This is a genomic window from Arthrobacter saudimassiliensis, assembly GCF_059090665.1.
Window position 1 is genome coordinate 34,030 of sequence record NZ_JBNHFX010000004.1, and the last position, 23,081, is coordinate 57,110.

Genomic DNA, 23,081 nt, shown 5'->3' on the forward strand with positions numbered 1-23,081 from the left:
CTCCCGCCCGGGTGTCCCGGGCGGGGGCAAAGCGGAAACAATGGCGGAGTGGACGGCAGCCGGAACCGGATTTTCCGGGAGGAGTTCAGCTCCGGAGACAGCCTGGACCGCACCGCTTCCTTCAGCGATGCGATCTTCGCCGTTGCCATGACCCTCCTGGCCGTCGGCATCGAGGCGCCCAGGGTGGCGCCCGATGGCCTGGCGGCCGCGGTGGCCGAACAGCTTCCCCAGTTCGGCGCCTACGCCCTCTCCTTCGTCGTCACCGGCGCGTACTGGCTCAGCCACCACCGCATGATCCGGGTGCTGCGCGGCTTCACCCCCGGGTTCCAACGCCTGAACCTCCTGCTGCTGCTGTTCGTGGCCCTGATCGGCTACGCCACGGACATCCTCGTCTTCTACGGCGACCAGCCGCTCGGCGTCGCCATCTACGCCGGAACCGTGGCGGTGATCGGCGGCGTCGACGCCCTGATGTGGCTGTACTGCAAGCGCCGGAACCTGTTCAGCGCCGCCTTCGACCTCCGCGTGCTCAACACCGCCTGGCGCCACGCCGCCGTCGCGCCCCTGGTGTTCCTGATCTCGGTGCCGATCGCCCTGATCAGTCCCGTCGCCGCGCAGTATTCCTGGCTGGCGATCCTCGCCGCCAACGCGGTGCTGGCCGTGCTGGGCCGGCGGCCGCTGCCGGAGTGAGACGGCGGCCGTCCCGCCCCGATTCGGCAATCCGGGCGTTGTCCGGTAGTCTTGTATCTGCTCTTGACGAGCAAGCCTGGAGGATTCGCCTAGCGGCCTATGGCGCACGCCTGGAACGCGTGTTGGGTTAACGCCCTCGGGGGTTCAAATCCCCCATCCTCCGCCGATGAGATGATCATCAAGCAGAACACCCCGGTCCCTTGGACCGGGGTGTTCTGCTTTCTGCGGACTGCGCCAGGCCCGCCGCTCAGGTCCGGTCCGGGCGCAGCGCCCCCCGCGTGGCCACGGCGACGGAGCCCAGCCCCAGGGCCGCCGTCGCGCCGGCCAGGGCGAGATAGGCGGCCGGGACGATCGACGGCAGCGGCGCCCCGGAGACGCTGTACGCGATGCCCATCAGCGGCGGGACGGCCAGCACGGTGCCCACCGCGACGGCCACCGCCGCGACCAGGACCGCCTCCGCACCGGTCATCCGCCGCAGCTGGGCATCCGAGGCGCCCAGGCTGCGCAGCAGCAGCATCTCCGGCCGACGCCGGGCGGTGGCCATCACCAGGGTGTTCACCACCGAGACGGCCAGGTACCCGAGCAGCACCAGCATGGCGATGACGGACACCCAGGACTCGGCGTTCCGTTCCGCGGAGCCGGCTGCGGCCAGGCCGTCGCGGTCCAGCAGCGTCAGCCCCAGTCCGGCCACGGCCGCCTCGAGGTCCGCAGGGTCCGTGCCCGGTGCGGCGCTGACCAGCAGATGGTCGTTCAGGCCCGTGGTGGTGTGGGCGCGCAGCGTGTCGTTGGCCACCGCGACGTCGCCGAAGCCCAGCCCCCGCTCATAGGTCGCGACGACGACGGCGGTCGCCGGCGTGCCGTCGCCGAACCGGAAGCCGAACTCTCCGCCCGGCGCGACGCCGGCGGCCCGGGCCAGGTCCACGCTGAGGGCCACGGTGCCGGGCTCGGCCAGCCGGTCCAGGGAGCCCTCGCTGACCTGCAGGTCCAGCGTCCCGTCCAGCTCCGCCGGGTCCAGCCCCTGCACGGCGTAGGGCGTGACGCCGTCCTCCATGCCGAGGAAGCGGGTGTCCGCCAGGACCGCGGACCGGGCCACGGCGGTCGCGGACTGCACCCCGGGCAGGGCGGCCACCCGGTCCGTGGTTTCCGCGGACAGCCCCGACGCCGGAGCGCTGACCAGATAGGCGGCCACCGTTCCGTCACGGGCCTGTCGCTCAGCCTCCGCCTCCACGGTGGTGGGCGTGAAGAACTGCACCGATCCCAGCGCCACGGCCAGGGCGAGCGGAACGATGCCGGCGGCCAGCCGCCGCGGGAACGCGCCCGCGTTGGCTTCGGCCAGCACCAGCGACGCCGAGGAGCTGCGGCCCAGCAGCGGCCGCAGCAGCTTCAGCACCGCGGTGACCAGCCACGGCCCGAGGACCGCCGTGCCGATCACCAGCAGCAGGATGCTGGAGGCGGCCGCCGCCAGCCCGCCGTCGCCGGGAACCGCCACCGGGACGACGGCGGCGAGCAGGCCCGCGGCCAGCAGGGCCAGACCGGTGTTCACCCGGCCGCGGCCGAGCCGGGAGGACTCGGTCTGGGACTCCCGCAGCGCGGCCGTCGGCGGAGTGCGCACGGTGCTGCGGGCGGCAACGAACGAGGCGCCCACGGCCGCGGCCACGCTGATCAGCACCGCGGCCACCGCCGGCAGCGGACCGTAGGCCAGCCGGAAGGATTCGGGGATGACGCCGGCGTCGGCGAACTGTCCGCCCAGGAGCGCGGCGAGTCCGAACCCCGGGGCCGCGCCCAGGACGGCGGCCGCCGCCGAGACCAGCAGTACCTCGCGGACGACGAGCCCCAGCGCCTGCCCGGTGCCCGCCCCCACGGCCCGCAGCATGGCGAACTCGCGGCGGCGGCCCAGCACCGACAGGGACAGCGTTCCGGCGGTCACGAACACCGCGGTCATCACGGCGACGCCGGCCAGCGAGCCGCTCAGCAGCAGCAGGCCCGAGCGGGCGGCGGCGCCGCCCAGGTTCTCCACGTCCCCGCGGGCGTCGCCGGTGTAGGTGACGACGCCGTCCACCCGGGCTTCGATCGCTGCGGCCAGCTGGTCCGGGCCGACCCCGGGCGCGGCGAGTACACCGACGGTGGCCACGGAGTTGCCGTGCGGCCACAGGGCCTGCGCCCCGGCAGGGCTGAGGAAGACGGCCGGGCCCGCCGCCGACGACGCGCCCTCCGCGCCGCCGTCGGCCGCCAGGACGCCGGAGACCGTGTACTCGGTGCGCTCCCCGCCGTGGGCCAGCACCAGCCGGCTGCCCGGCTCCGCGCCGAAGGAGGCGTCCACGGCCACGTCGTTGGCCGCTTGCGGGGCCCGCCCCTCGGCCAGCTCGTACGGGCCCAGGGCGGCGCTGTCCCAGCCGGCGGCCGTGACGGCGGCGCCGTCCGCGGTGGCCAGCGGAATCTCGACGCCGCCCACGGCCCGGTCCACGCCGGGCACCGCGGCGATCTGCTCCACCGCCGCGGCCGGCAGCAGGACCCGTTCGGGCAGGGCGACGTCCATGTCTTCCACGACCGGAACCTCCTGCGGGGCGCCCACGACGACGTCCGCGCCCTGCAGCCGCTGGGCGGCGACGCCGCCGCGCAGCCCGGATTCAATCAGCACGCCCATGGCCGTGATCAGCGCCGAGCAGAGGAACACGGCGACGAAGACGCCGGCGAACCCGCCGAGGTGGTGGCGGACGGAGGCTTTGGCAAGGGTCCACATATCAGCGCTCTCCCAGGTCGGCCATGCGGGCGGTGATGTCGCGGGCGGAGGCGTCGGTCATGCTGCCGTCCAGCCGTCCGTCGGCGAGGAACAGGACGGTGTCCGCGTGCCGGGCGGCCACCGGATCGTGGGTCACCATGATCACGGTCTGGCCCAGGGCGGAGACCGTGTGGCGCAGCAGCCCCAGCACCTGCTGCGCGGTGGCCGAGTCCAGGGCGCCGGTCGGCTCGTCGGCGAAGACGGCGGCCGGGCGGGTGATCAGGGCCCGGGCGATCGCGGCCCGCTGCTGCTGGCCGCCGGAGAGCTCCTGCGGCTTTCGGTGGCCCAGCCCGCCCAGCCCGACCGCCTCCAGCACGTAGTCCAGCCAGGCCTGGTCCGGTCCGCGTCCGGCCAGCAGCAGCGGCAGCGTCACGTTCCGCGCCACGCTCAGCTGGGGCAGCAGGTTGTAGGACTGGAAGACGAAGCCCACGTGGTCCCGCCGGAACCGGGTCAGCGCCTTGGGGCGCAGCGCGGAGATCTCGGTGCCTCCCAGCAGCACCCGGCCGGAATCCGGGGTGTCCAGGCCCGCCGCGCTCTGCAGCAGGGTGCTCTTGCCCGAGCCCGAGGGGCCCATGATCGCGGTGAACGTGCCGGCCGGAAGGGCCAGGGACACGTCCCGGAGCGCGTCGACCCGGGAACTGCCGGACCGGTAACTCTTGGAAACGCCCTGCAGCGCAAGGGCCGCAGGGGCGGAAAACTCAGCGGCATCGGTGTACATGGTTTGTCCTATCGGGAAGGGGTTGGCTTCCCTCTCGACGCTATTGAGCGCCGGGTGCCGATCCGATACCGCCAGCCGGCCGGTTTGGGGTAGAGCCAGCTATACCGACAGCCGCCGGGCGGTCCGGCATAATTCTGGAAATGACCTCCCCGAGCCGCGCAGGCCTCGCCTCCCGCACCCGGGACCTGCTGTTCCTGCTGCGCGAAGGCGCCTGGTCGCTGGTCTCGTGGGTGACGCTGGTGGTCGGCATCGCGCTGCTGCCGTTCGTGGCGCTGGGCGTGGGCCTCTATGCCGTGCCGGGACTGCTGACCGCGGTGAACCGGCTCGCCGTCCGCGCCCAGCGCCGCTCGGCCGGGTTCGCCCACGCGGTGATGCCCTTTGACCGGCGCCGGCTGGCCGGCCGGCACTCGTTCAGCGAGCTGGCCGCCCTGGTCACCGCCCCGGACACCAAACGGGACCTGTCCTGGCTGCTGTTCCACTGCGCGTTCGGGCTGCTGGCCGGAGCGCTGGCGCTGGCGCTGCCCGTCGGGGCGGTGCTGTACCTGCTGTTGGCCCCGTGGTGGCAGCTGTTCCCGGCGGACGCGCCGCTGGAAATGACGATCACCGTCACCAGCTGGCCCGACGCCGCCCTGGCCATGCTGCTTGGGCTGCTGTACGCCGCGCTGGCCTGGCTGCTGCTGCCGTGGATGGCCCGGCGGCTGAGTGATGGAACGCTGGCCATCCTCTCGCCGCGCCGGTACGCGGAGCTCTCCCGCCGGATCCAGGAGCTGTCCTCCGCGCGGGCCAGCGCGCTCGCCGCGCATTCGGCCGAGCTGCGCCGGATTGAACGCGAACTGCACGACGGCGCGCAGAACCGGCTGGTCGGCGTCGTCATGATGCTCGGGCTGGCGCAGCGGGCAGCGGAAACCGATCCGGCGGCCGCGGTTCCGTTCCTGGGCCGGGCGCAGGACGCGGCGTCGGAGGCGCTGGCCGGGCTGCGCGCGGCGGTGCACGATATCTATCCGCCGGTGCTGGACGAGCTCGGCCTGGGCGGGGCGGCGTCGGCGCTGACCAGCCGGTCACCGATCCCTGCCACCCTGGACACGGCCGGGCTGGAGCGGGCCCCGGCGGCGGTGGAGTCGGCGGCCTATTTCGTGCTCGCCGAGGCGCTGACCAACGCGGCCAAACATTCGCAGGCGGCACGGATCGACGTGGTCCTGCGGACCGAATCGAGCGGGCGGGAGGAGATCCTGGTGATTGCAGTGGACGACGACGGGCGCGGGGGCGCGCGGGTGCCGGAACCGGACGACGGCGCGGCCGGCGGCTCCGGCACCGGCCTGGCCGGCATCGCCCGGCGGGCGGCCGCGTTCGGCGGCAGGGTGCTGTTGGACAGCCCGGCCGGCGGACCGACGAAGCTGAGGGTGGAGCTGCCATGCGCCTTCTGATCGCCGAAGACGATGCGCTGCTGCGCGCCGGCCTGGAGCTGCTGCTGCGCGGGGAGGGGTTCGACGTGGTCGGGTCCTGGGACAACGCCGATGACCTGCTGGCGGCCTTCGAACCCGGCGGCGCCGACGGCGCGGTGCTGGACGTGCGGATGCCGCCGACCTTCACGAACGAGGGCCTGCGCGCGGCTCTGGACCTGCGCGAACGGGTGCCGGAGTTTCCGGTCCTCGTGCTTTCCGCCTATGTGGAGGACCGGTACGCCAGCCGGCTGCTGGCCTCCGGTGCGCAGGGGGTGGGCTATCTGCTGAAGGAGCGGGTGGGCAACGTCGGCGAGTTCGTGGACGGGCTGCGCCGGGTGCTGGCCGGCGGCACCGTGATGGACCCGGAGGTCATCGCCCAGCTGTTCAGCCGCCGCAGCACCCAGGACCCGATCCGCTCTCTGACGCCGCGCGAGTTCGAGGTGCTCGGGCTGGTGGCCGAGGGGCTGGGCAACGCGGCCATCGCCGAGACGATCTCCGTCTCCGAAACGGCGGTGAGCAAGCACATCGGCAACATCTTCGCGAAGCTCGGGCTCGCGCCGTCGGACAGCGGGCACCGCCGGGTCCTGGCCACCCTGGCCTATCTGCGCTCCTAGGTACTCCTGGGCAACGCCGGCTGGGGGGCTTACCTGCCGAGGGCTTCGTCCAGCGGTTCCTGGATCTCGCTGTACTCACCGGACTCGAGCTGCAGCACCTCGCCGTCCAGGTAGAGGGTGGGGGTGCCGCGGACCTCGAGCTCCTGGGCGTCCTGCAGGTCCCGGGCCACCCGGTCCCTGATGGCGTCCGACTCGTAGTCGGCGCGGTACCGGTCCATGTCGAAGCCGATCTCCTCCGCGTAGCCGGCGAAGATGTCATCCACGTTGTCCGCGGTCTTCCAGTCCTGCTGGTGCTCAAACACGGCCGTGGCCATCTGCTCCATGGCGCCCTGCTCCGCGGCGGCCTCCACGGCGCGGGCGGACGGCTCGGCGTTCTGGTGCTTGGGCAGCGGGTAGTTCCGCACGACGATGCGCACCGAGTCGCCGTAGTCGTCCCTGGCCTGCTGGAGCAGCTCATCCATCATGGCGCAGTAGGGGCACTGGTAGTCGGTGAACAGCACCAGGGTGGCCTGCGGATCCGCCGGGTTGGTGAGGGTCCGGGCGTCCGCGGGGATCAGCTGGTCGGCCTGCTCCGCGGGCACCGTGGTTGCCGCGGTGGCGCTGGTCGAGGCCTCCGGAGAGGGCGCGTCGGTGGTTCCGCAGGACACCACGCCGCCGCCTGCCAGCAGACCCGCGATGAGAAGTGAGGTTGCAACCCTGCGCATGGTTCCTTTCAAGAGTCCGGGGATGCCTTGAGTCGTGGGAGGCCTTGTTGATGGGGAGGGGCCGGGAGGGAAAGGAGGGATGGCCGGATCATGCCGGCAGGCACTGCGCTCCCCATCGTTTCGATCGTTGCACCGGCGGCCGGGGTGCCGGTACCCCGCTGATCGGCACCGGCCTATATCGTTCTGATATGGGCGAGCCGTGGCCGGACCTGCAGGTGCTGGAGCTGTTCGTTGCCGTGGTCGAGGAAGGCAGCGTCGGAGCCGGGGCGCGGCGGGTCGGCATGGCCCAGCCCAACGCCAGCCGCGCGCTCGCGGAGCTGGAGGCGCACCAGGATGCGGCCCTGCTGGTGCGCAGCCCGCGCGGGTCGGTGCCCACCGCCCGGGGTCAGCAGCTCGCGGAGGCGGCCCGGGAGCTGCTCGATGCGGCCCGCCGGTTCACCGCCGTGCAGGGCGGAGCCGCCGGCTCGGGTGTGCAGGAGCTGACCGTCGGCGCCAGCGACACGATTGCCGAGACGCTGCTGCCGGCCTGGCTGGCCGAACTGAAACGCCGCCTGCCGGAGGCCAGGGTGCAGGTGCAGGTGCTGAACTCGGCCCAGGTGCTCGACGAGGTCCAGCGCGGCGAGCTGCAGCTGGGGTTCGTGGAAACGCCCACGGTCCCGGTCCGGCTGAACACCCTGGTGGTCGCCGAGGACGAGCTGGTGGTGGTCGTGGCGCCCAGCCACGAGTGGGCGGAGCGTGCCGGGCGGCTCAGCGTGCCGGAGCTGGCGGCCACTCCGCTGGTGGTGCGTGAATCGGGTTCGGGGACCTGGCAGGCGCTGCGGGACGCGCTCGCCGGATACGACGTCGCCGAGCCGGTGCAGGTGCTGGGCAGCAACGCGGCGGTCCGGGTGGCGGTGGCGGCCGGCGCCGGTCCGGCTGCACTCAGCGAACTGGCGGTGCGGAACCAGCTGGCCGCCGGTGAACTGCTGCAGGTTCCGGTGGACGGGCTGGACGCCGGGCGGCCGCTGACGGCCGTCTGGTCAGGCCCCCGCCGGCTGACCGGGGCGGCCGCGGAGCTGGTTGCGGTGGCGGCCGCCGGGGACCGCTAGGGCAGGTTCTGCAGCCGGGCGATGCGCTCCCGGGCGGAGCGTTCGCTGGGCCCCTGCGCGCCGAGGCCCAGCCGGATTACACCCAGCACCGCCCTGACCGGCAGCCGCATGGGAATCGGCACCGGCCCGAGATGCGGGGCGCGCAGTCCCAGCAGCTGCCGGTGTTCGGGAGTCAGGGTGGAGACCGCGCCGGCGAACAGCACCCGGTAGCCCAGCCGCTGGGAGCGGGGAAGCGGCGGGTTGCGGAGGAACCCGAGCACCTCGTCCAGGTACGCGCTGTGGTACAGCTCGCCGTCGAACGCCGCCATCTGTGCGCGCAGCTGCGCTTCGCTGCGCGGCGGATCGGGAATGCCCATCAGCTCCCCGGCCACCGCCCACTCGTCCACATATTGGTCGGCGCCGCCGGGAATCGGGCCGCCGAAGGCCAGATGCGAGGTGAGGAACGCGTCGGTGAAAGCCAGGTGCACCCAGCGGCCGATCTCCGGATCGTTGGCGGAGTAGTCCTGCGGCGCGCCGCAGGCGTCGACGTAGCTGCCCTGCACCCGTTCATGAAGCCGGCGCACCCACTGCGAGCCGTTGCGGGCGGCGGCGGTGTCGCCGTAGGTGACGGTGAAGATCCAGCGGATGGTGCCGGCCAGTCGGCCGAGCGGATCCTCCTTGTAGTTGGAGTAGTCATGCACCCCGGCCAGGGCGCCCGGGTGCAGGGCCTGCAGCAGCAGTGCGCGGATGCCCGCGACGATGGGCGTCATGGAGCCGTGCACCGCCCAGACGGCGGAGTCGGGGCCGAAGTGGCCGACGTCGTCGCCTTTGGCCAGGTCGAGCTCCCACTGCTGCTCGGTGGGGCTGTTGTTGCTGAAGGTGCCGATCAGCTGCCGGCGCCAGGACTGCCAGGCCTGCCGTACACGGTTCATGGTGCTCCTGCCGTGAGGTTTCTCCCAGTGTCCTCCGGCCGGAACCCCGAAGGCCAGTTCGGGGCGGGTCAGCGTTCCGGCGGGCGGCCGCGCGGCTGGCAGGCCGCGATCACCCACACGGCGGGCAGCAGCGGTAGGAACGCCAGCGGCAGCTGGTTCGCCGGGTCCTCCCACAGGGCCAGCCGGGCCAGCCCCGCCGCCCACACGGTCAGTCCGGCGGCCGCGCCCCAGGCGGAGCCTGCCGGAAGCCGGCGGCCCAGCAGCTGCCCGTTGAGCAGGTACGCCGCTCCCAGCGCCGAGGCCAGGACGGCGGCAGCGCCGGCCACCGCCTTGCCCTGCGGTGCGAGCGGCGAATGGACGGCGAAGACCACCACCAGGCAGAGCAGGCCCAGGGCGCCGACCGTCCAGGCACCGACGACGCCGCGCTGGCATCGGTTCGTGGTTTCCATGAGCCCGGACCCTAACAACGGGTCCGGGCCAACACGCCGCCGCCGAATGCTCGAATTCGGTCCGTGACTACGTGAAAGCGTGCAGCAAACCTCTCAGCGCAGCAGGATGTTTACCGGCACCGAGCCGCCGGACCGCTGCAGCGTGCCGGAGCGGTTGGTCGCGTCGTCGCGCAGGATCTCGGTGACCGAGCCGAGGAAGCGGGACAGGTCCACCTTGTCCTCCGGGGCGGCCAGCAGCAGCTGGAACCCGAACTCGTGCAGCGCGTTGATGGACGCCTCGGCGAAGGAGAGCGAGGACTTCACGAACGCCTCGTCCATCATCACCGTGCCGTAGGTGCTGAACCCCTGGGACACGATGCCCAGCTGGTAAGCCAGCGCGGAGGCCATGATGAACGCGGTGAACCGCTGGCCCTCGCCGCCGGACATCAGGGAGGCCTGCAGGTTGGTGTACGCGCCGCCGTCGGGCAGCCGGTGCGTGCAGGTGATGGTGACGTGCGCGCGCACGTCCAGCACCTCGGCGCGCCAGCGCTTCTCCTCCGGGTCCTTCAGCCGCTCCACCAGCGCCTCCAGGCCGGCGTAGCGGGCGTCCATGTCCGCCTTGTCCTGCCGGCGGCCCATCAGCGGCAGCGCGTTCTTCAGGTCCTGGCGGAACTTGTGCGCGGCGTCCGGAATGCTGTCCTTCACCTCGATCTCCAGGTGGCTGCCGGCGTGGTATTCCACCCGGCGGAGCACGGAGTTCAGCGGCAGCAGCCGCGAGGAGATGCTGCGCCGCTCCTCGTCCAGCAGCTGCAGCAGGTCGCTGAACCGTTCGTAGGTGCGGTTGTTGAAGTACTCGCGGAACTCGGCCTCGCGCTGCGGCAGGCCCTCGGTGACGATGTCCTCGTACCGGTCCGCGTACGCCTCAGCGGCCTCCACGGAGGTGCCGAAGTCCGAGCCCCACTTCTCCGTGTAGGTCTCGAAGATCCGCTCCAGCCGGTTCTTCGATTCCAGCAGCGCCTTCTCCTGCGCGGCGGCACCGGTGAGCAGCTTGCGTTCGACGGCGGCGGCGGCCGCGGTGACCGCGTCGGCGTCCCGGGCCTCCCCGTAGGGGGCGAACAGCTCCTCCAGCGCGGCGCGCAGCTCCTCGTCCAGGGCCTCGGTGCCGCGGGCGGCGAGCACGTCGCGGCGGCCGACGGCGGCGTCGAGCTGGGTCTGCAGGCGGGCCAGCTCGCCCTTGAGGGTGCCGACCTTCTCGACGGCGGCGGTGTGGTCCAGCTCGGCGGTCTCCAGCTCGAAGCGGATCTGCTCCAGGTCCGCGTTCGCGTCCCGGGCGGTGTCCAGCCGCTCCTGCGCGGCGGCCAGCTCGGCGCGGAACGCGTCCGCGGACAGCTCCTCCCAGGTGCGGGTGTCCTCGGCGACCCGCGACGCGGCGGCCAGCCGGGCGGCGACGGCGTCCTGGGCGCGGGCCTGCTCGCGGGACGCGGAATCCGCCTCCTCGAAGGAGCGCTGCAGCGCTTCGAGCTCGGCCTCCAGGGCGGCGACCTTGTCCTTGTTGTCGAAGCCCAGCACCTGATCGCCCGGGTTGGTGTGCCGGTCGTCCTTCTCGGTGGTGCTGGCGTTGCGCTTGACCGCACCGCCGCGCGTGACGCCGCGGTCGACGCCGGCCAGCCCGGCCGGATCCGCGACGCACACGTAGTCGTAGTGGGCGGTGATCTTGCGGCGCACCCAGTCGCCCATCTCCCCGGGAGCGGTGAGCAGCTTGGTGACCAGGTGGTCCTCGTCCGGCTCGGTCCGCCCGTCCACCGGGACGGAGACGTCGATGCAGCGGATGAAGCCGCGCAGGTTCGTCTCGCTCAGGTAGCGGGTGACGGCGGGCATGTGCTCGCCGGGCACCAGCAGGGACACGGCGAGGGAGCGCAGGGCGCGCTCGGCGGCCGGGCGCCAGGCGGCGTGCTCCGGGGCGAGGTCGATCAGCTCGCCGGCAAAGGGCATCTCCTCGGCCGGGATGCCGGTGCCGGCGCTGATCCGGGCGCGCAGGTCCAGGCTGTCCTGGCGGATGTTGCTGCGCCGGCGGCGGAAGGACGCGATTTCCTCCTCGAGCCGGCGGATCCGGCCTTTGGCGGCCCACGCCTCGCCGTGCGCGTCGCTGCTGCGCTCGCGGGCGGCGGCCAGCTCGGCGGCGAGGGAGCGCACCTGCTCGGCGGCCCGGCGTCGGGCGGTTTCCAGGCCGGCGGGGGAGAAGTCGGCGTCCAGCCCGGCGGCGTGCAGGTCCGCGCGGGCGGCGGTCTCCACCGCTTCGCGGGCGGCCAGCTGGGCCTGCGCGGCGGCCAGTTCGCGTTCCAGGGTGGCGACGGCGCCGCCGCCCTCGGAGGCGTAGCGGGCGCGGAGCGCGTCCATGGCGTCCTTGAGCTCGCCGCGGCGGGTTTCGGCGTCGGCCAGGGCGGTGCGGGCGGCGTCGGTCTCGCCGGTGAGCCGGGCGACCTCGCGTTCCTGCCCGGCGAGGGCCAGGCTGCGGCGGTAGGCGGGCAGGCCGCGGTCCAGCAGGGCGCGGGAGCGCTCGAGTTCGGCGCGGGCGGTGAGGTAGCGGGCGTGCAGGCCGGGGACCTCGGCGAGGTGGTCGCGCTGCCGGCGGGCGCGTTCGAGCTGGCGGCGGATGCTGCGCAGGTGGCTGAAGTCCTCCACCGCCTCTTCGGCAGCGGTGAGGGTCTTGGGGGTTTCCAGCACGTTGGCGCGGAAGAAGTCGTTGACGGTGCCGCCCAGGCCGCGGCCGGTCTGCAGGATGCGCAGCAGGTTGAACGCCTTCTCGTCCTCCACACCCAGGGCGTGCCGGTAACGCTCGGCGAACAGCTTGTGCGAGTCGAACACCTGCGCGCCGGGCAGCAGCGCCTCCAGGCTGCCCTTGGTGAATCGTCCGCGCATGCCGGTCTCGATGGCGGCGACGTCCAGCGGCCGGTTGTGCAGCAGGTAGAACCGGCCCACGTGCTGCTCGGTGCCGTGCTCGGGCAGGTCCATCAGCACTGAGAGGCTGGTGACCTGGCCCAGCCCGTTGTCGAAGGTCAGGCACGCGGCGGACCAGGTGGCGCCGGGGCGCTGGTAGGCGGTGCCGGTGACCGGATCGGTGCCGGCGGCGGCGTCCGCGGTGCCGGCGGGCGCGTTGGGGCCGGCGGGGGCCGACGTCGGCTGGGTGCCCAGGCGCCCGCGCATGTAGCTGAACGCGGTGCGCCGCTCCTCGGCGGTGGTGCCGCCGTTGTTCTGCGCGGCCTCGTTCATCTTGGGCCGGGCATCCATGACCTGCAGGATCGCGTCGAAGACGGTGGACTTGCCGACGCCGGAGTCGCCGGTGAGCAGCGTGCCGGCGCGGTCCACGTGGATGGTGTGCGCACCGTCGAAGGTGCCCCAGTTGACGATCTGCACCGAGGCGAGCCGGTTCTGGCCGGGGTTGATCAGGTCCCCCATGGGCAGGGTGGTTTCGATGCTCATGCCTGCTCCTCCGCTGCGGTATCGAGCTCAGTGAGGTCCAGCGCCGGGGTGCCGGCCGCGTCGGGCTCCGTCAAATCCGTGCCGGCCGCAGCGGCGGCGGTGCCGTCGGCAGCGGCGGGCGTGCCGTCGTCGTCGGGCTCGGTGAGGGACTGCATGAAGGCGATGATGTCTCCGATGTGCTCGTAGGGCAGGGCGAGCGGCAGGGCGGGGGAGATCACCCAGGTGTCCTCCAGCTCGGTGGGCAGCAGCAGGCGGCGTTCGGAGACGAGCTTGCGGATGGCGGCGTCGGTGAGGTCCTCCACGCCCTTGGCGTCCTGCTGGCCGGGGTCCACGTACTGATCCAGGATTTCGACCATGTCGCGGCGGGCGATCACGGCGTCGTTGCCGGTGCCGGCGTGGCGGTCCAGCAGCAGGCGCATGCGCAGCAGCAGCAGGGTTTCCTCGCGGGTCATTTCGCGCTGGCGCTGCAGCACCTGGGTGTGCGGCTCGGCCATGTCCACCGGGCGGAGCAGGGCGACCTTGCGGTCCTCGTCGATGACCAGCTGCAGGAACAGTTCACTGAGCCGGACGCGCAGCTGCTCCTGGTTGTCCACCACGGTGTTGTAGACGTTGTCGGAGGACGTGGCGTCCAGGTAGGGGCCGCGCAGCAGCCGGACCAGGGCCTGGCGCAGCTTCAGCGGCAGGGTGCCGGTGTCGCCGGGGAACAGCTCCGGGCCGTCCACGAGGACGTCACGGGCCGGGGTGTCGTCGAAGTCGTCGAGGTCGGAGTCGACGTCGTCCGTGTCGTCGGCCTCGGCGAAGTCGGCGCCGTCCTCGAGTTCAACCGCGACGGCGGCCTCATCCGGGGCGGTGTTCAGCTCAGTGCCGTCGTCGGGCAGGTCCTGCTCGGTGGGGGCGGGGGTGGGCTCACTCATGGTCTGGGTCTTTCGCGACGGTGACGGCGGGCAGCACGGCGGTGCGCTCGGTGCCGTCGATCTGGATGAAGGAGACGGATTCGGACCGCGCGCCGGCCCCTGAGGTTGTGGAACCGTCGTCGGCTGCGGAGCCGGGAACGGTGCCGGCGGCGGCCGCCTGGGCGAGCAGGGCACGGATGCTGTTCAGGTGCCGGTGTTCGGCGGGCAGTTCGGCGAAGACTTCGGCCACGGTGGCCCGGCCGCGGCGGGCGGCCGCCTTGCGGACGGCGACGTCGAGCACCTTCCGGTCCGCGCGCGGGGTGCGGGCGGCGCGGTGGATGTCGGTTTCGGTGAAGCTGGGCGGCTCGGGCAGCCGGCCGGGGGCGCGGTGGTCGGCCGGGTCGAACAGGCGCACCATGCCCAGGGACTCGAAGGCCGAGCCGTACAGCTTCGGTGCGGGCACGACGGCGGCGCGGCGCCGGCCGCGGGGTGCCTTGTGGATGGCCGTCTCGGCGGCACGGATGAGCTGGCGCAGCTGGACGGATTCGCGGTACTCGTCGCTCTGCACATAGGTGTGCATGGATTCGGAGAGCCGGCCGTAGATGCGGTGGATTTCCGCGGCTTGGGCACGCATGTCGCTGATCAAGCGGTAGAGGGCCTGCCGGTCTTCGGGGCTCATCCGGTCCGCGAAGTCGCGTTCCAGGACTTCGCTGATGGCCTGCCGGAAGCGGGCCTGCTGGTCGGCGTCGTTCAGGAACGCGGTGAAGCCCTCGTAGGTGCGGCCTTCGCTGGTGCTGCGCAGCTTCCGGTCCGCTTCGAGGATTTCGCCCATGGTCAGGCCCTTGGCGGCGTTGGATTCCACCATTTCCTGGCGCAGGGCGTGCAGCATCTTTTCCAGGCCGTCGCGCATGCGCTTGAAGTCGGCGGGCAGGGACGCGGCGAGGTCGAGGATGTCGCCGGCGGCTTCGAGGGCGGCGTCGGCGGCCATGGGCGGGGGAGCGTCGCCGGCTTCCAGGGCGGCAATCATTTCCTCGCGCCGGGCGATTTCCTCGCGGAGCACCGCGATGCGCGCTTCCGGGTCCGGGTTGGATTCCTGGGCGAGGTTCTCCACGCGGGAGAGCAGGGTGGCCAGGCGGGAGCTGTTCAGCGAGGTCTTGTCGCTGGTGAACCCGTCCAGATAGGAGAGGAAGCGGACGGAGGATTCGGTGAGTTCGTAGACGAACCGGCCGTCGGCGCGGGGGCGGGCCAGGAATCGGCGGGCCACCCAGTCATCGGCGTAGTTCTTGCCGGTCCAGTCCTCGCGCAGGGCGACGCCTTCGCGGCGCAGGGCGGCGAGGAACGTGTCGGTCATGTCGTGGAAGTCCTCCAGCGGCACCCGGGGCCGGGTGCGGGGGAAGGCTTCGCGGAACAGCGCCAGCACCCAAGGGTTCGCCGTGGTGAGCCGCCAGCCTGGCGCGGCCTGCAGGCGCTGCAGTTCCGCCCGGTGCGCCAGGGCGTTTTCGGTGAAGGACATGCTGCACTTTCCGCCCGTGCTGTGGGGAAAACGGGCCTTCCCGATTCTAGCTGGGTGGGGAGGTGGGAGGGGCAGGGGTAGCTCTGCCAGTCTTATCAGTTGCCTAGCGTCTACTCACCCGGCGCGCGCCGGCGATAAATTTCATGAGCCTACCAAGGCCAGCAGGTGCTTTCGGATGACGTATTACATTAGTGGCGTCTTTCACCAATCTTTCTGCCGGTGTCTTTTTTCGTCGCGTTTCACGATTCGTTCCACCTAGCTAGATTCCCGAAGGTTATCGAAGGCAGAAAACAGTGCCGGAGAGGGTGCCGGCTGGATATAGATTAGAAATCTTCCGTGGGCAAACCCTGGGGGATTGAAAGTACAGTAACAGCCGATTTCCTAAAGATTCATCGTGTTCTGGTCGATTTTGACAAGAACGGACCGACGGCGGCGCTGGGCTATGGCACTGCAACTCGGGGTAGCCCCTCGTGAGGTGATCCGGAGCGTGTCGGTAACAGAACTGCTGTCCTGTACATCTGAGGGATGTACAGGACAGCAGCTTCCGCGACCGTCACCGTGACTGCCATTGGGAAAGCGGCTGATTGCTTCTGTTGTGTGTTCGATCTACCCATCAGTAAAGAGGTCCTCAGTTTTGTAGAATTTGACGCGGATCTGTATCCGTGATGTTGCCATCCATTGCCCTACTCAAACTCGCCTCGTCCTAGCGTTCTTCAGGCAGGCAAGGCAGCTAGTCGAGAGCGGTGCGGTCTCGACTTGCCCGTTCCGATCAACCAAGGCGACACCCTGAGCATGAACTACACATCACGACTTGCGTGTTGGTTCTGAAAATCATGGTTAGGGGGCATCTCGCACAGTAAGAGGCAAGAAAGCATCGACTATTCGCCTATTGGCCATGTACCCCGCTCCTTGCTTTACTAGGAGGTTTCTTCTGATCAGTTCGTTAACGTCCCGTGTTACCGTCTTTGCGCCCGCACCTGCGTACTCAGCAGCAACACGTGCACTAACTTCGCGTAGTTTTGAGCGAGCTATCGCCTTGCCCTCGGGTATGTCCAGGATGAGGTGCCGTTGCCTTCTCTTTGCTGGCGTATCTTCGTTGCTGTAGCTGTCATGAATAATTTTCTGCCACATAACTTCTTTCTGATGGGCTCGAACCACGTCGATCTGTTCCCTCAGCTCATCAACGAGGCCTTGAAGCGCGTAAAGAATGAATCCTTCTACAGGAAAGCCTGAGGCCCGGCTTGTGCGGTCAAGTTCGACCAGGTAGGCCTCTCTCGTCCGGTTGTAATGGTTTGAGAGGAGATGTGCAGCCGGAGTCGGTGCTCCTGCTTCGATCATCAGTTGAAACTCTATGAGTCGAGCCGTCCTGCCATTGCCGTCCCCGAAGGGATGGATCCATGCAATATAAAGGTGGGCCAGTATGGCTTTTATTACGGCCAATGGGAATCGCAGTTCTGGTTGACCTTCGGGTGCTTGAATGCCGTTCAGCCAGTCAACCATCTTTTCGAGAAGGAAGTCGCAGTCTTCTGCTGGTGCACCTCGATAGGAGCTTATACCGACGGTGACGCTGTGGGTGCGGGTCTCTCCGGGTATAACATCGTCCTTTGAAGGCTGGCCTTCGAGGAGCCGTCGATTGAAGTCATGGATTCGCTCAACAGTGAGTCCTGGCGGGCGACCGCTGGCGACTTCATTTGCTAGGTCGTTACATATATTTAGGACCGCATCAATTTCAGTACCTAAGTACTCTCGAGAGCGGGGCAAAGGCAAGTCGCCCTCTATGCGCTGTCGTACTTCCGATTCAGTGAGGGTGTTGCCCTCGATGCTTGTTGTTCCATGAATACCCTTACTGAGGTATAGCGCGTGGAGGTCCTGGGCGACCTGGGGGGTCAGCGGTGCGCCGGCGAGGTGTCGACACTTGGATTCAGCTTCCCCAAGCAATAGCCAGGTTCTATACCCCAGTGGCCTGATGTCCAGCCTGAACGTCAGCCAAGGATGCGTCTCTTCGTAGCGTCGCTTTGAGGTCATCCAGCGATTATGGCACAAGTTTTTGTCCATGATGTTGTCCATCTAGCTGTCCACGTTGTTGTCCAGGAACATGCGTGGCTGCCTGTCTCCGTAGTGCGGGTAGTCCACACCGTCCTGCCTTCCTCCCCAGCGCGGGCGTACGCATCGACCCGTCGTCCGACAGGCTGGGGCGCAAACACTGACCCGGTTGACGACTGTCTCTGGCTCAACGTTGCCGCGAGCTAGCGCTTTTCAGGCATCTATTCAGAGACGCAGGGTCCTTAGCGTACGCAACGCGTAGGCATCTGGCGCCGCCACGAACGCAGTGCATTTGGCCTTCCCATGCCGTTGCAAACGCTCCGCACACCACAGTCCCTTGGGAAAGAATTTGTGCCTGCAGGGCGCTCTTACCGGCACCGACAACCCAATCCGGCAGTGCGGAAACAAGACCGCTGACGCCACCCGAAAGCCGCTATAACTGTCGCCCAGCCCGTTCCCGCAGCCTAGACTGACGGCGCCGCCCGAGCGCCGACCAGAGGAGCAGCATGCCCACGATTGCGGAGACCGTCGTCCGGAACCTTGCCGCCAACGGGATCCAGCGGATCTGGGGCGTCCCCGGCGATTCCCTGAACGCGGTGACCGAGGCGATCCGCCGGGAGAAGGGCATCGAATGGATGCTCACCCGGCACGAGGAGGAGGCCGCGTTCGCCGCCGCCGGCGAGGCCGCGCTGACGGGCGAACTCGCGGTCTGCGCAGGCAGCTGCGGGCCCGGCAACATGCACCTGATCAACGGACTCTACGACGCGCACCGCAGCCGCGTTCCCGTGCTCGCGATCGCCTCGCACATCCCAAGCGACGAGATCGGCAGCCAGTACTTCCAGGAGACCCGGCCCACCGAACTGTTCCGCGACTGCACGGTCTTCTGCGAAATGGTCCTCAGCGCGGACCAGATGCCACGGCTGCTGGAAATCGCGATGCGCACCGCCATCGAAAAGCGGGGTGTCGCCGTCCTCATAATGGCCGGCGACACCGCACTGGAAGACGCCAGGGACGAGCGGGTCTTCACGGTCCGCCGCACCGACCCGGTCATCGTGCCCTCGGCGGCGGAACTGGAGGAGGCCGCCGCCACGCTGAACGCCTGTGGGAACGTAACGATCCTGGCGGGGGCCGGCGTCGAGGGAGCCCGCGAGGAGGTCCTCGCCCTCGCCGACACGTTGGGCGCGCCGATCGTGCACGCCCTGCGCGGCAAGGAGTTCATCGAGCACGACAACCCGTTCGACGTCGGCATGACCGGGCTCCTGGGCTTCGCGTCCGGCTACCGGGCGATGGAGGACTGCGACGCACTGCTGATGCTCGGTACCGACTTTCCGTATCAGCAGTTCTACCCGAAGCACGCGAAGATCCTGCAGATCGATATCCGCGGCGAGCAGCTCGGCCGCCGCGTGCCGCTCACCCAAGGCATGGTCGGCGGCGTACGCGAGACGGCGGCGGCCCTGCTGCCGCTGCTCGAGCGAAAGCAGCAGCGCACGCACCTGGAGAAGTCGCTGGACCACTACCGCCGCACCCGCAAGCAGCTCGATGACCTGGAAAAGCAGGGCCCGGGCGCCATCCATCCGCAGCACCTCACCCACCTGATCGACGAGCTCGCCGACGACGACGCGGTCTTCCTGCCCGACGTCGGCACCCCGGTCATCTGGGCGTGCCGGCACCTGCACATCGGCCCGCGACGACGGCTGATCGGCTCCTTCTGGCATGGCACGATGGCGGCGGCCACCCCGCTGGGCCTCGGCGCCCAGGCAGTGGACCGAAACCGGCAGGTGGTGGTCCTCGCCGGCGACGGCGGCCTCGCCATGATGCTCGGCGAGCTGCTGACGGCGGTGCAGCATCGGCTGCCGATCAAGGTCGTGGTGTTCGACAATGCGGCGCTCAGCTTTGTCGAAGTGGAGATGAAGGCCGCAGGCCTCGTCAACTTCGGCACCGGGCTGCAGAACCCGGACTTCGGCAAGGTCGCGCAGGCGGTGGGGATGCACGGTGAAAGCGTGATCCGTCCCGAGGACCTCGAGGGCGCCCTGCGCCGTGCGTTCGAGTACGACGGCCCGGCGCTGGTGTCAGTCGCGGTGGAGCGGCAGGAGCTTTCCATGCCGCCGAAGATCGAGGCGAAGCAGGCCACGGGATTCGCGGTCTACGCGCTGCGCACCGTACTCGCCGGGAACGGGCGCGAACTCATCGACCTTGCCAAAGCCAACGCGCGCCAGCTGCTCTGAGGGCCCGGCAGGACCGGTGCCGCGGTTTCCCCAAAGTGCGACACCCCACCACGCCATCAGCCCGACCGCCCAGAACACGCCAACGCTGGAGGCCATCAGCCACGGGGTGGGAATCTGCGAGTCCAGGTCGGGCGCTCCCAGGAGGAAGCCGATCGACTTGGGCGACAGCAGGAAGATGGCCATTCCTGAGGCCAACAGCCCGGTGCCCCACCGCCGGAGGCCGGTGCCCTGCCGGGTGAAGTCTCCGAGATTGCGGGCCAGGACGGCCAGGAACAGGGCCACCCACACCCAGTGGTGGGACCAGGAGACCGGGGAGATGAGCAACATCAGCAGCGCGGTTGCCGCGACGCCGGTCAGGCGCTCCCCGCGTCCGGCGGCCCGGCGGATGATGAAAGCCGCCACCGCCACGGCCAGCAGGGAGAGCGCCAGCCACGGCAGCCTCACGGGAAAGTCCGGTCCGGCAAAGTGCAGGATCGCGCCGGTGATGTTCAGGTTGTCCACGTAGCCGGCGCCGCCGATCCGCGAGGTATCCGGCAGCAGCTCCAGCCAGTAGGTCCGCGACTCCGCCGGAAGCAGCAGGAAGCCAAGCCCGACGCTCATCAGGAAGCCAGCCGCCATGTTCCGCAGTCCGCGCCAGTCGCCGCGGACCAGGAAGTACCAGCCGAACACCAGCGGCGTGAGCTTGATCCCCGCGGCGATGCCGGTCAGCAGCCCCGTGGGCCATCCTGCCCGTTTGGCGAGGAAGTCCGCCATGATCAGGCCGAAGAGCAGGATGTTGATCTGGCCGAAAGCCAGCGTCTCCCGCCACGGACCGAGCAGCGCCACCAGCCCGACGCCGGCCAGCGCCAGCGCCCGCAGCCGCGGCTGCCTCAGCACGGCGGCGACGGACGGCTGCCGGAAGACGTGCCGCACCCCGAGCACCGCCGTCGCCGCCGCGATCCCCAGCGACAGCAGCGTGAAGGCCAGCAGGCCGCCGTCGGGCCCCAGCGGCGCCAGCAGCGCGAACACCAGCGCGGCGAACGGCGGATAGGTGAACAGCAGGCTGCTGCCCTCGCGGTAGACCAGTTTCTTGGTGTACAGCTCTCCGCGCCCGTCGAGGACACTCTGGCCGCCGCTCAGATAGACCCGGAAATCCAGGCCCTCCACCGGGGAAATGAGGAACGCCAGGGCGATCATCGTAGCCCCGGCGGCCAGCGCGCCCAGGGACAGGGCGGTCGAGCGGAACGGAGAGCCAGGGCGGGGGTCCGGCGCAGGGTGCAGTGAAGTGGAGAGCATGTCCTTCACTCAAGCCTGTCGGGTGTTCCCAGCCCGTATGGGGATTTCGATACGCGGACGATATGCGCCGGCCGCCGGCGCCCGGCCGGGGAGGCAAGCAGGCGGCGCAGGAGAGACGCGAGCGGCCGCCGCCGCCCCGTTGAAGGAGCGACGGCGGCCATCTGCGCGGCAGCTAGCTGGCTGCCTGGAGTGCCTTCCGCCCGGGCAGGATCAGGGCGCTGAGGACGGCTCCCGCGGCCAGGATGCCCGCACCCACCCAGGTGGCGGCCTGCAGGCCGGCGGCGGTGGCCTCGACGCCGGCGAGGTCGGACCCCCGGGTCACCCCGGTGGCCAGTCCAATCAGCACGGCAAGGCCGAGGGCCGTGCCCACCTGCTGGATGGTGGACATCAGGGCGGACGCCACGCCCTGCTGCTCCGCCGGGACGCCGGTTCCCGCCGCCGCGAAGAGGGTGGCGAAGCCCATGGCCTGCCCGACGCCGAGCAGCACGGTCCAGGCGACCACCGCCGCCAGCGGGGCGTCCGCATCCAGGGACGAGGCCAGTCCGGCGTTGCCGGCGGCGGCCACCGCCAGGCCCAGGACCAATGCACCGCGAATCCCCAGCCGGTTCAGCGCGGTCCTGGCGAGGCCGGAGGCCAGCAGGCCGGCGATGCCCCAGGGCAGGAAGGCGAGCCCGGTCACCAGCGCCGAGGCGCCGAGCACATCCTGGGCAAAGAGGGTGAAGACGTAGTAGCTGGTACCGATGGACCCCATGAACAGCACCATTGCCACCAGGCCGCCGGCGAGGGTGCGCCGCCGGAACAGCGAGAGGTGCAGCAGCGGGTGTGCGGCGCGCTTCTCCCGCAGCACGAAGGCAGCCAGGAGGATGACGCCGGCGATCGCCGCCGTGAGGCACGCCGCATCGGCTCCACGGTTGGGCAGCTCGGCGAGGGCAAACACCACGGCCGCAACGCCGACGGCGGCGAACAGTCCGCCCGGCAGATCGACCGGACGCCGTCTGGCGGTGACTTCATTGTCGCGGGGAACGGCGGTCCACGCGCCGGCCAGGCCGAGCAGGGCCAGCGGCACCAGCAGCAGGAAGACGGCGCGCCAGTCGAAGAACGCCATCAGCACGCCGCCGAGCGCGGAGCCCAGCGCCAGCCCCACCGCGCCGGCGGAGGACCAGATGGCCAGAGCCCGGAAGCGGGCCGGGCCTTCCTCAAAGGAGACGGCGATGGTGGCCAGGACGGACGGCGAGAGCAGGGCCCCGCCCACGCCCTGCAGCACCCGGCCGATCAGCAGCAGGGCGGCATGCGGCGCCAGAGCCGCGGCGAGCGACCCGGCGGCGAAGATGATCAGCCCGAGCAGGACGAACCTGCGCCGCCCAAACACGTCGCCGAGCCGCCCGCCGAAGAGGAGCAGGCCGCCGAACGCCAGGGCGTAGCTGCTGACCACCCACTGCAGGGTGGCCGGAGACATGCCCAGCTCGGACCCCATGTCCGGCAGGGCCACGAGCACGATGTTGTAGTCCAGGGCGAGCAGGAACTGGGCAAAGGCCAGCACCGGTAACAGCAGCGGATGCCGCCGGGTGAGAAGTTGCTGAGACATGGGACAACCTTTCGGTTAGAGAGTGGTAGATCACTCACTAGATGGGCGAAAAAGCTGCGGCATAGACGGGTGGCGTGAGCAGAGGTGGGCCCGAGGTAAGGGCCCGGTGCGGGCGGTCAGTGGCCGGGCAGGTCCGGGCCGGCGCGGTTCAGGAAGGCAGCAGGTGGGCCAGGGTGTCGTCGGAGTCGTCGGGCGTGATGCCCGCCGCCGTCAGCGTGTTGGCGTACTGCGACCAGGCGAAGTAGGAGCGGATATCGGCCTCGCTCAGACCCCTTCCCGCGAGGTGCCGGGCCTGCCCCCGGTAGCATCGGCGCACCGCAGCCCCTATGGGCTCGATGCTGGACGCCGCGGCGGCATGCAGCAGGACCATTGCGGCGTCATGGTCGACCGGGGCTCCGTGGTTCGCGGACAGCAGCGCCGCCAGTTCGCCGCCCGATACTGCTCCGTCCAGTGCCCGGGTGACGTCCTGCTCCAGCCGCCGGTGCACCTCGCCGATGACGGCGACGAACAGCTCCTCCTTGCTGGCAAAGAGCCGGTACAGATAGGCCTGGGAGATGCCCGCGGCGCGGGCCACCTCCGTGGTGTTGGTTCCCCAGTATCCGCCACGGGCGAAGGCGTGGGTGGCGGCCGCGAGGACATCACTTCGGCGAGCCTCGGCCGTGGACAGCGTGCGCTGGGAAACCATGTGAGTAAGCT

Annotated in this window: 16 protein-coding genes, 1 tRNA gene and 1 pseudogene; 6 read left to right on the forward strand and 12 right to left on the reverse strand. The window is 70.3% G+C overall.

The features are described 5' to 3' along the window. The first annotated feature begins 48 nt into the window (after positions 1 to 48). Both AC5RV6_RS14920 and AC5RV6_RS14925 read left to right on the forward strand, forming a co-directional pair. Positions 49 to 687, forward strand: coding sequence for a TMEM175 family protein (locus AC5RV6_RS14920; protein WP_494008143.1), 639 nt, complete (start codon positions 49 to 51; stop codon positions 685 to 687). Positions 688 to 765: 78 nt separating this feature from the next. Next, positions 766 to 850: transfer RNA gene (locus AC5RV6_RS14925), tRNA-Ser, on the forward strand. Between the two features lie 84 nt (positions 851 to 934). Here AC5RV6_RS14925 and AC5RV6_RS14930 read toward each other — a convergent pair. Together AC5RV6_RS14930 and AC5RV6_RS14935 are read right to left on the reverse strand one after the other, a co-directional pair. Then, complete coding sequence (locus tag AC5RV6_RS14930; protein WP_494008144.1) at positions 935 to 3,427, reverse strand: ABC transporter permease; 2,493 nt, start codon at positions 3,425 to 3,427, stop codon at positions 935 to 937. Position 3,428: 1 nt separating this feature from the next. Next, complete coding sequence (locus AC5RV6_RS14935; protein WP_494008145.1) at positions 3,429 to 4,184, reverse strand: ABC transporter ATP-binding protein; 756 nt, start codon at positions 4,182 to 4,184, stop codon at positions 3,429 to 3,431. Between the two features lie 140 nt (positions 4,185 to 4,324). On the opposite strand from AC5RV6_RS14935, the gene AC5RV6_RS14940 reads away from it, so the two are divergent. Both AC5RV6_RS14940 and AC5RV6_RS14945 read left to right on the forward strand, forming a co-directional pair. Next, positions 4,325 to 5,608, forward strand: coding sequence for a sensor histidine kinase (locus tag AC5RV6_RS14940; protein ID WP_494008146.1), 1,284 nt, complete (start codon positions 4,325 to 4,327; stop codon positions 5,606 to 5,608). Further along, entirely contained in the window at positions 5,596 to 6,240 is a 645-nt protein-coding gene (locus AC5RV6_RS14945) for a response regulator (protein ID WP_494008147.1), read from the forward strand. The genes AC5RV6_RS14940 and AC5RV6_RS14945 overlap by 13 nt, the downstream gene beginning before the upstream one ends. A gap of 29 nt (positions 6,241 to 6,269) precedes the next feature. Here the strand turns inward: AC5RV6_RS14945 and AC5RV6_RS14950 are convergent, their stop codons facing one another. Further along, positions 6,270 to 6,944 carry a DsbA family protein gene (locus AC5RV6_RS14950; protein ID WP_494008148.1) on the reverse strand — a complete coding sequence of 225 codons (675 nt, stop codon included), beginning with the start codon at positions 6,942 to 6,944 and terminating at the stop codon, positions 6,270 to 6,272. Between the two features lie 188 nt (positions 6,945 to 7,132). On the opposite strand from AC5RV6_RS14950, the gene AC5RV6_RS14955 reads away from it, so the two are divergent. Then, positions 7,133 to 8,032: a LysR family transcriptional regulator gene (locus AC5RV6_RS14955; protein ID WP_494008149.1), complete on the forward strand. Its 900-nt coding sequence runs from the start codon at positions 7,133 to 7,135 to the stop codon at positions 8,030 to 8,032. Here AC5RV6_RS14955 and AC5RV6_RS14960 read toward each other — a convergent pair. The 6 genes from AC5RV6_RS14960 to AC5RV6_RS14985 form a co-directional block, all read right to left on the reverse strand. Further along, positions 8,029 to 8,943 (reverse strand): oxygenase MpaB family protein, encoded by a 915-nt coding sequence (locus tag AC5RV6_RS14960; RefSeq protein WP_494008150.1) that lies wholly within the window; start codon positions 8,941 to 8,943, stop codon positions 8,029 to 8,031. The two genes, AC5RV6_RS14955 and AC5RV6_RS14960, sit on opposite strands and share 4 nt — an antisense overlap. A 68-nt stretch (positions 8,944 to 9,011) precedes the next feature. Next, a complete protein-coding gene (locus AC5RV6_RS14965; protein WP_494008151.1) occupies positions 9,012 to 9,392 on the reverse strand; it encodes a hypothetical protein in 381 nt (126 codons plus the stop codon). 93 nt (positions 9,393 to 9,485) lie between these two features. After that, positions 9,486 to 12,851 (reverse strand): ATP-binding protein, encoded by a 3,366-nt coding sequence (locus AC5RV6_RS14970; RefSeq protein ID WP_494008152.1) that lies wholly within the window; start codon positions 12,849 to 12,851, stop codon positions 9,486 to 9,488. Next, entirely contained in the window at positions 12,848 to 13,765 is a 918-nt protein-coding gene (locus AC5RV6_RS14975; RefSeq protein ID WP_494008153.1) for a DUF4194 domain-containing protein, read from the reverse strand. Before AC5RV6_RS14975 ends, AC5RV6_RS14970 begins: the two co-directional genes overlap by 4 nt. Then, positions 13,758 to 15,257 (reverse strand): DUF3375 family protein, encoded by a 1,500-nt coding sequence (locus tag AC5RV6_RS14980; protein ID WP_494008154.1) that lies wholly within the window; start codon positions 15,255 to 15,257, stop codon positions 13,758 to 13,760. Before AC5RV6_RS14980 ends, AC5RV6_RS14975 begins: the two co-directional genes overlap by 8 nt. An 837-nt stretch (positions 15,258 to 16,094) precedes the next feature. Further along, positions 16,095 to 17,324 (reverse strand): Fic family protein, encoded by a 1,230-nt coding sequence (locus AC5RV6_RS14985; RefSeq protein ID WP_494008155.1) that lies wholly within the window; start codon positions 17,322 to 17,324, stop codon positions 16,095 to 16,097. Positions 17,325 to 17,806: 482 nt separating this feature from the next. Here AC5RV6_RS14985 and poxB point away from each other — a divergent pair, with 482 nt between their 5' ends. After that, a complete protein-coding gene (gene poxB / locus AC5RV6_RS14990; RefSeq protein ID WP_494008156.1) occupies positions 17,807 to 19,525 on the forward strand; it encodes a ubiquinone-dependent pyruvate dehydrogenase in 1,719 nt (572 codons plus the stop codon). Between the two features lie 321 nt (positions 19,526 to 19,846). On the opposite strand, the pseudogene AC5RV6_RS14995 reads toward poxB, so the two are convergent. The 3 genes and pseudogenes from AC5RV6_RS14995 to AC5RV6_RS15005 all read right to left on the reverse strand — a co-directional run. Next, positions 19,847 to 20,800 (reverse strand): annotated as a pseudogene (locus AC5RV6_RS14995) (glycosyltransferase 87 family protein); the annotation flags it as partial. A gap of 172 nt (positions 20,801 to 20,972) precedes the next feature. After that, the gene (locus AC5RV6_RS15000; RefSeq protein WP_494008157.1) at positions 20,973 to 22,385 is read right to left on the reverse strand and encodes an MFS transporter; all 1,413 of its coding nucleotides are present in this window, start codon (positions 22,383 to 22,385) and stop codon (positions 20,973 to 20,975) included. A 148-nt stretch (positions 22,386 to 22,533) separates the two neighbouring features. After that, positions 22,534 to 23,070, reverse strand: a complete 537-nt coding sequence (locus AC5RV6_RS15005) for a TetR/AcrR family transcriptional regulator (protein ID WP_494008158.1) — start codon at positions 23,068 to 23,070, stop codon at positions 22,534 to 22,536. Positions 23,071 to 23,081: the final 11 nt, after the last annotated feature.

Coding starts and splice junctions, on each gene's coding strand:
- AC5RV6_RS14930 (WP_494008144.1), bottom strand. CDS start 3,427: ATGTGGACCCTTGCCAAAGCCTCCGTCCGCCACCACCTCGGCGGGTTC.
- AC5RV6_RS14935 (WP_494008145.1), bottom strand. CDS start 4,184: ATGTACACCGATGCCGCTGAGTTTTCCGCCCCTGCGGCCCTTGCGCTG.
- AC5RV6_RS14940 (WP_494008146.1), top strand. CDS start 4,325: ATGACCTCCCCGAGCCGCGCAGGCCTCGCCTCCCGCACCCGGGACCTG.
- AC5RV6_RS14945 (WP_494008147.1), top strand. CDS start 5,596: ATGCGCCTTCTGATCGCCGAAGACGATGCGCTGCTGCGCGCCGGCCTG.
- AC5RV6_RS14950 (WP_494008148.1), bottom strand. CDS start 6,944: ATGCGCAGGGTTGCAACCTCACTTCTCATCGCGGGTCTGCTGGCAGGC.
- AC5RV6_RS14955 (WP_494008149.1), top strand. CDS start 7,133: ATGGGCGAGCCGTGGCCGGACCTGCAGGTGCTGGAGCTGTTCGTTGCC.
- AC5RV6_RS14960 (WP_494008150.1), bottom strand. CDS start 8,943: ATGAACCGTGTACGGCAGGCCTGGCAGTCCTGGCGCCGGCAGCTGATC.
- AC5RV6_RS14965 (WP_494008151.1), bottom strand. CDS start 9,392: ATGGAAACCACGAACCGATGCCAGCGCGGCGTCGTCGGTGCCTGGACG.
- AC5RV6_RS14970 (WP_494008152.1), bottom strand. CDS start 12,851: ATGAGCATCGAAACCACCCTGCCCATGGGGGACCTGATCAACCCCGGC.
- AC5RV6_RS14975 (WP_494008153.1), bottom strand. CDS start 13,765: ATGAGTGAGCCCACCCCCGCCCCCACCGAGCAGGACCTGCCCGACGAC.
- AC5RV6_RS14980 (WP_494008154.1), bottom strand. CDS start 15,257: ATGTCCTTCACCGAAAACGCCCTGGCGCACCGGGCGGAACTGCAGCGC.
- AC5RV6_RS14985 (WP_494008155.1), bottom strand. CDS start 17,324: ATGGACAACATCATGGACAAAAACTTGTGCCATAATCGCTGGATGACC.
- poxB (WP_494008156.1), top strand. CDS start 17,807: ATGCCCACGATTGCGGAGACCGTCGTCCGGAACCTTGCCGCCAACGGG.
- AC5RV6_RS15000 (WP_494008157.1), bottom strand. CDS start 22,385: ATGTCTCAGCAACTTCTCACCCGGCGGCATCCGCTGCTGTTACCGGTG.
- AC5RV6_RS15005 (WP_494008158.1), bottom strand. CDS start 23,070: ATGGTTTCCCAGCGCACGCTGTCCACGGCCGAGGCTCGCCGAAGTGAT.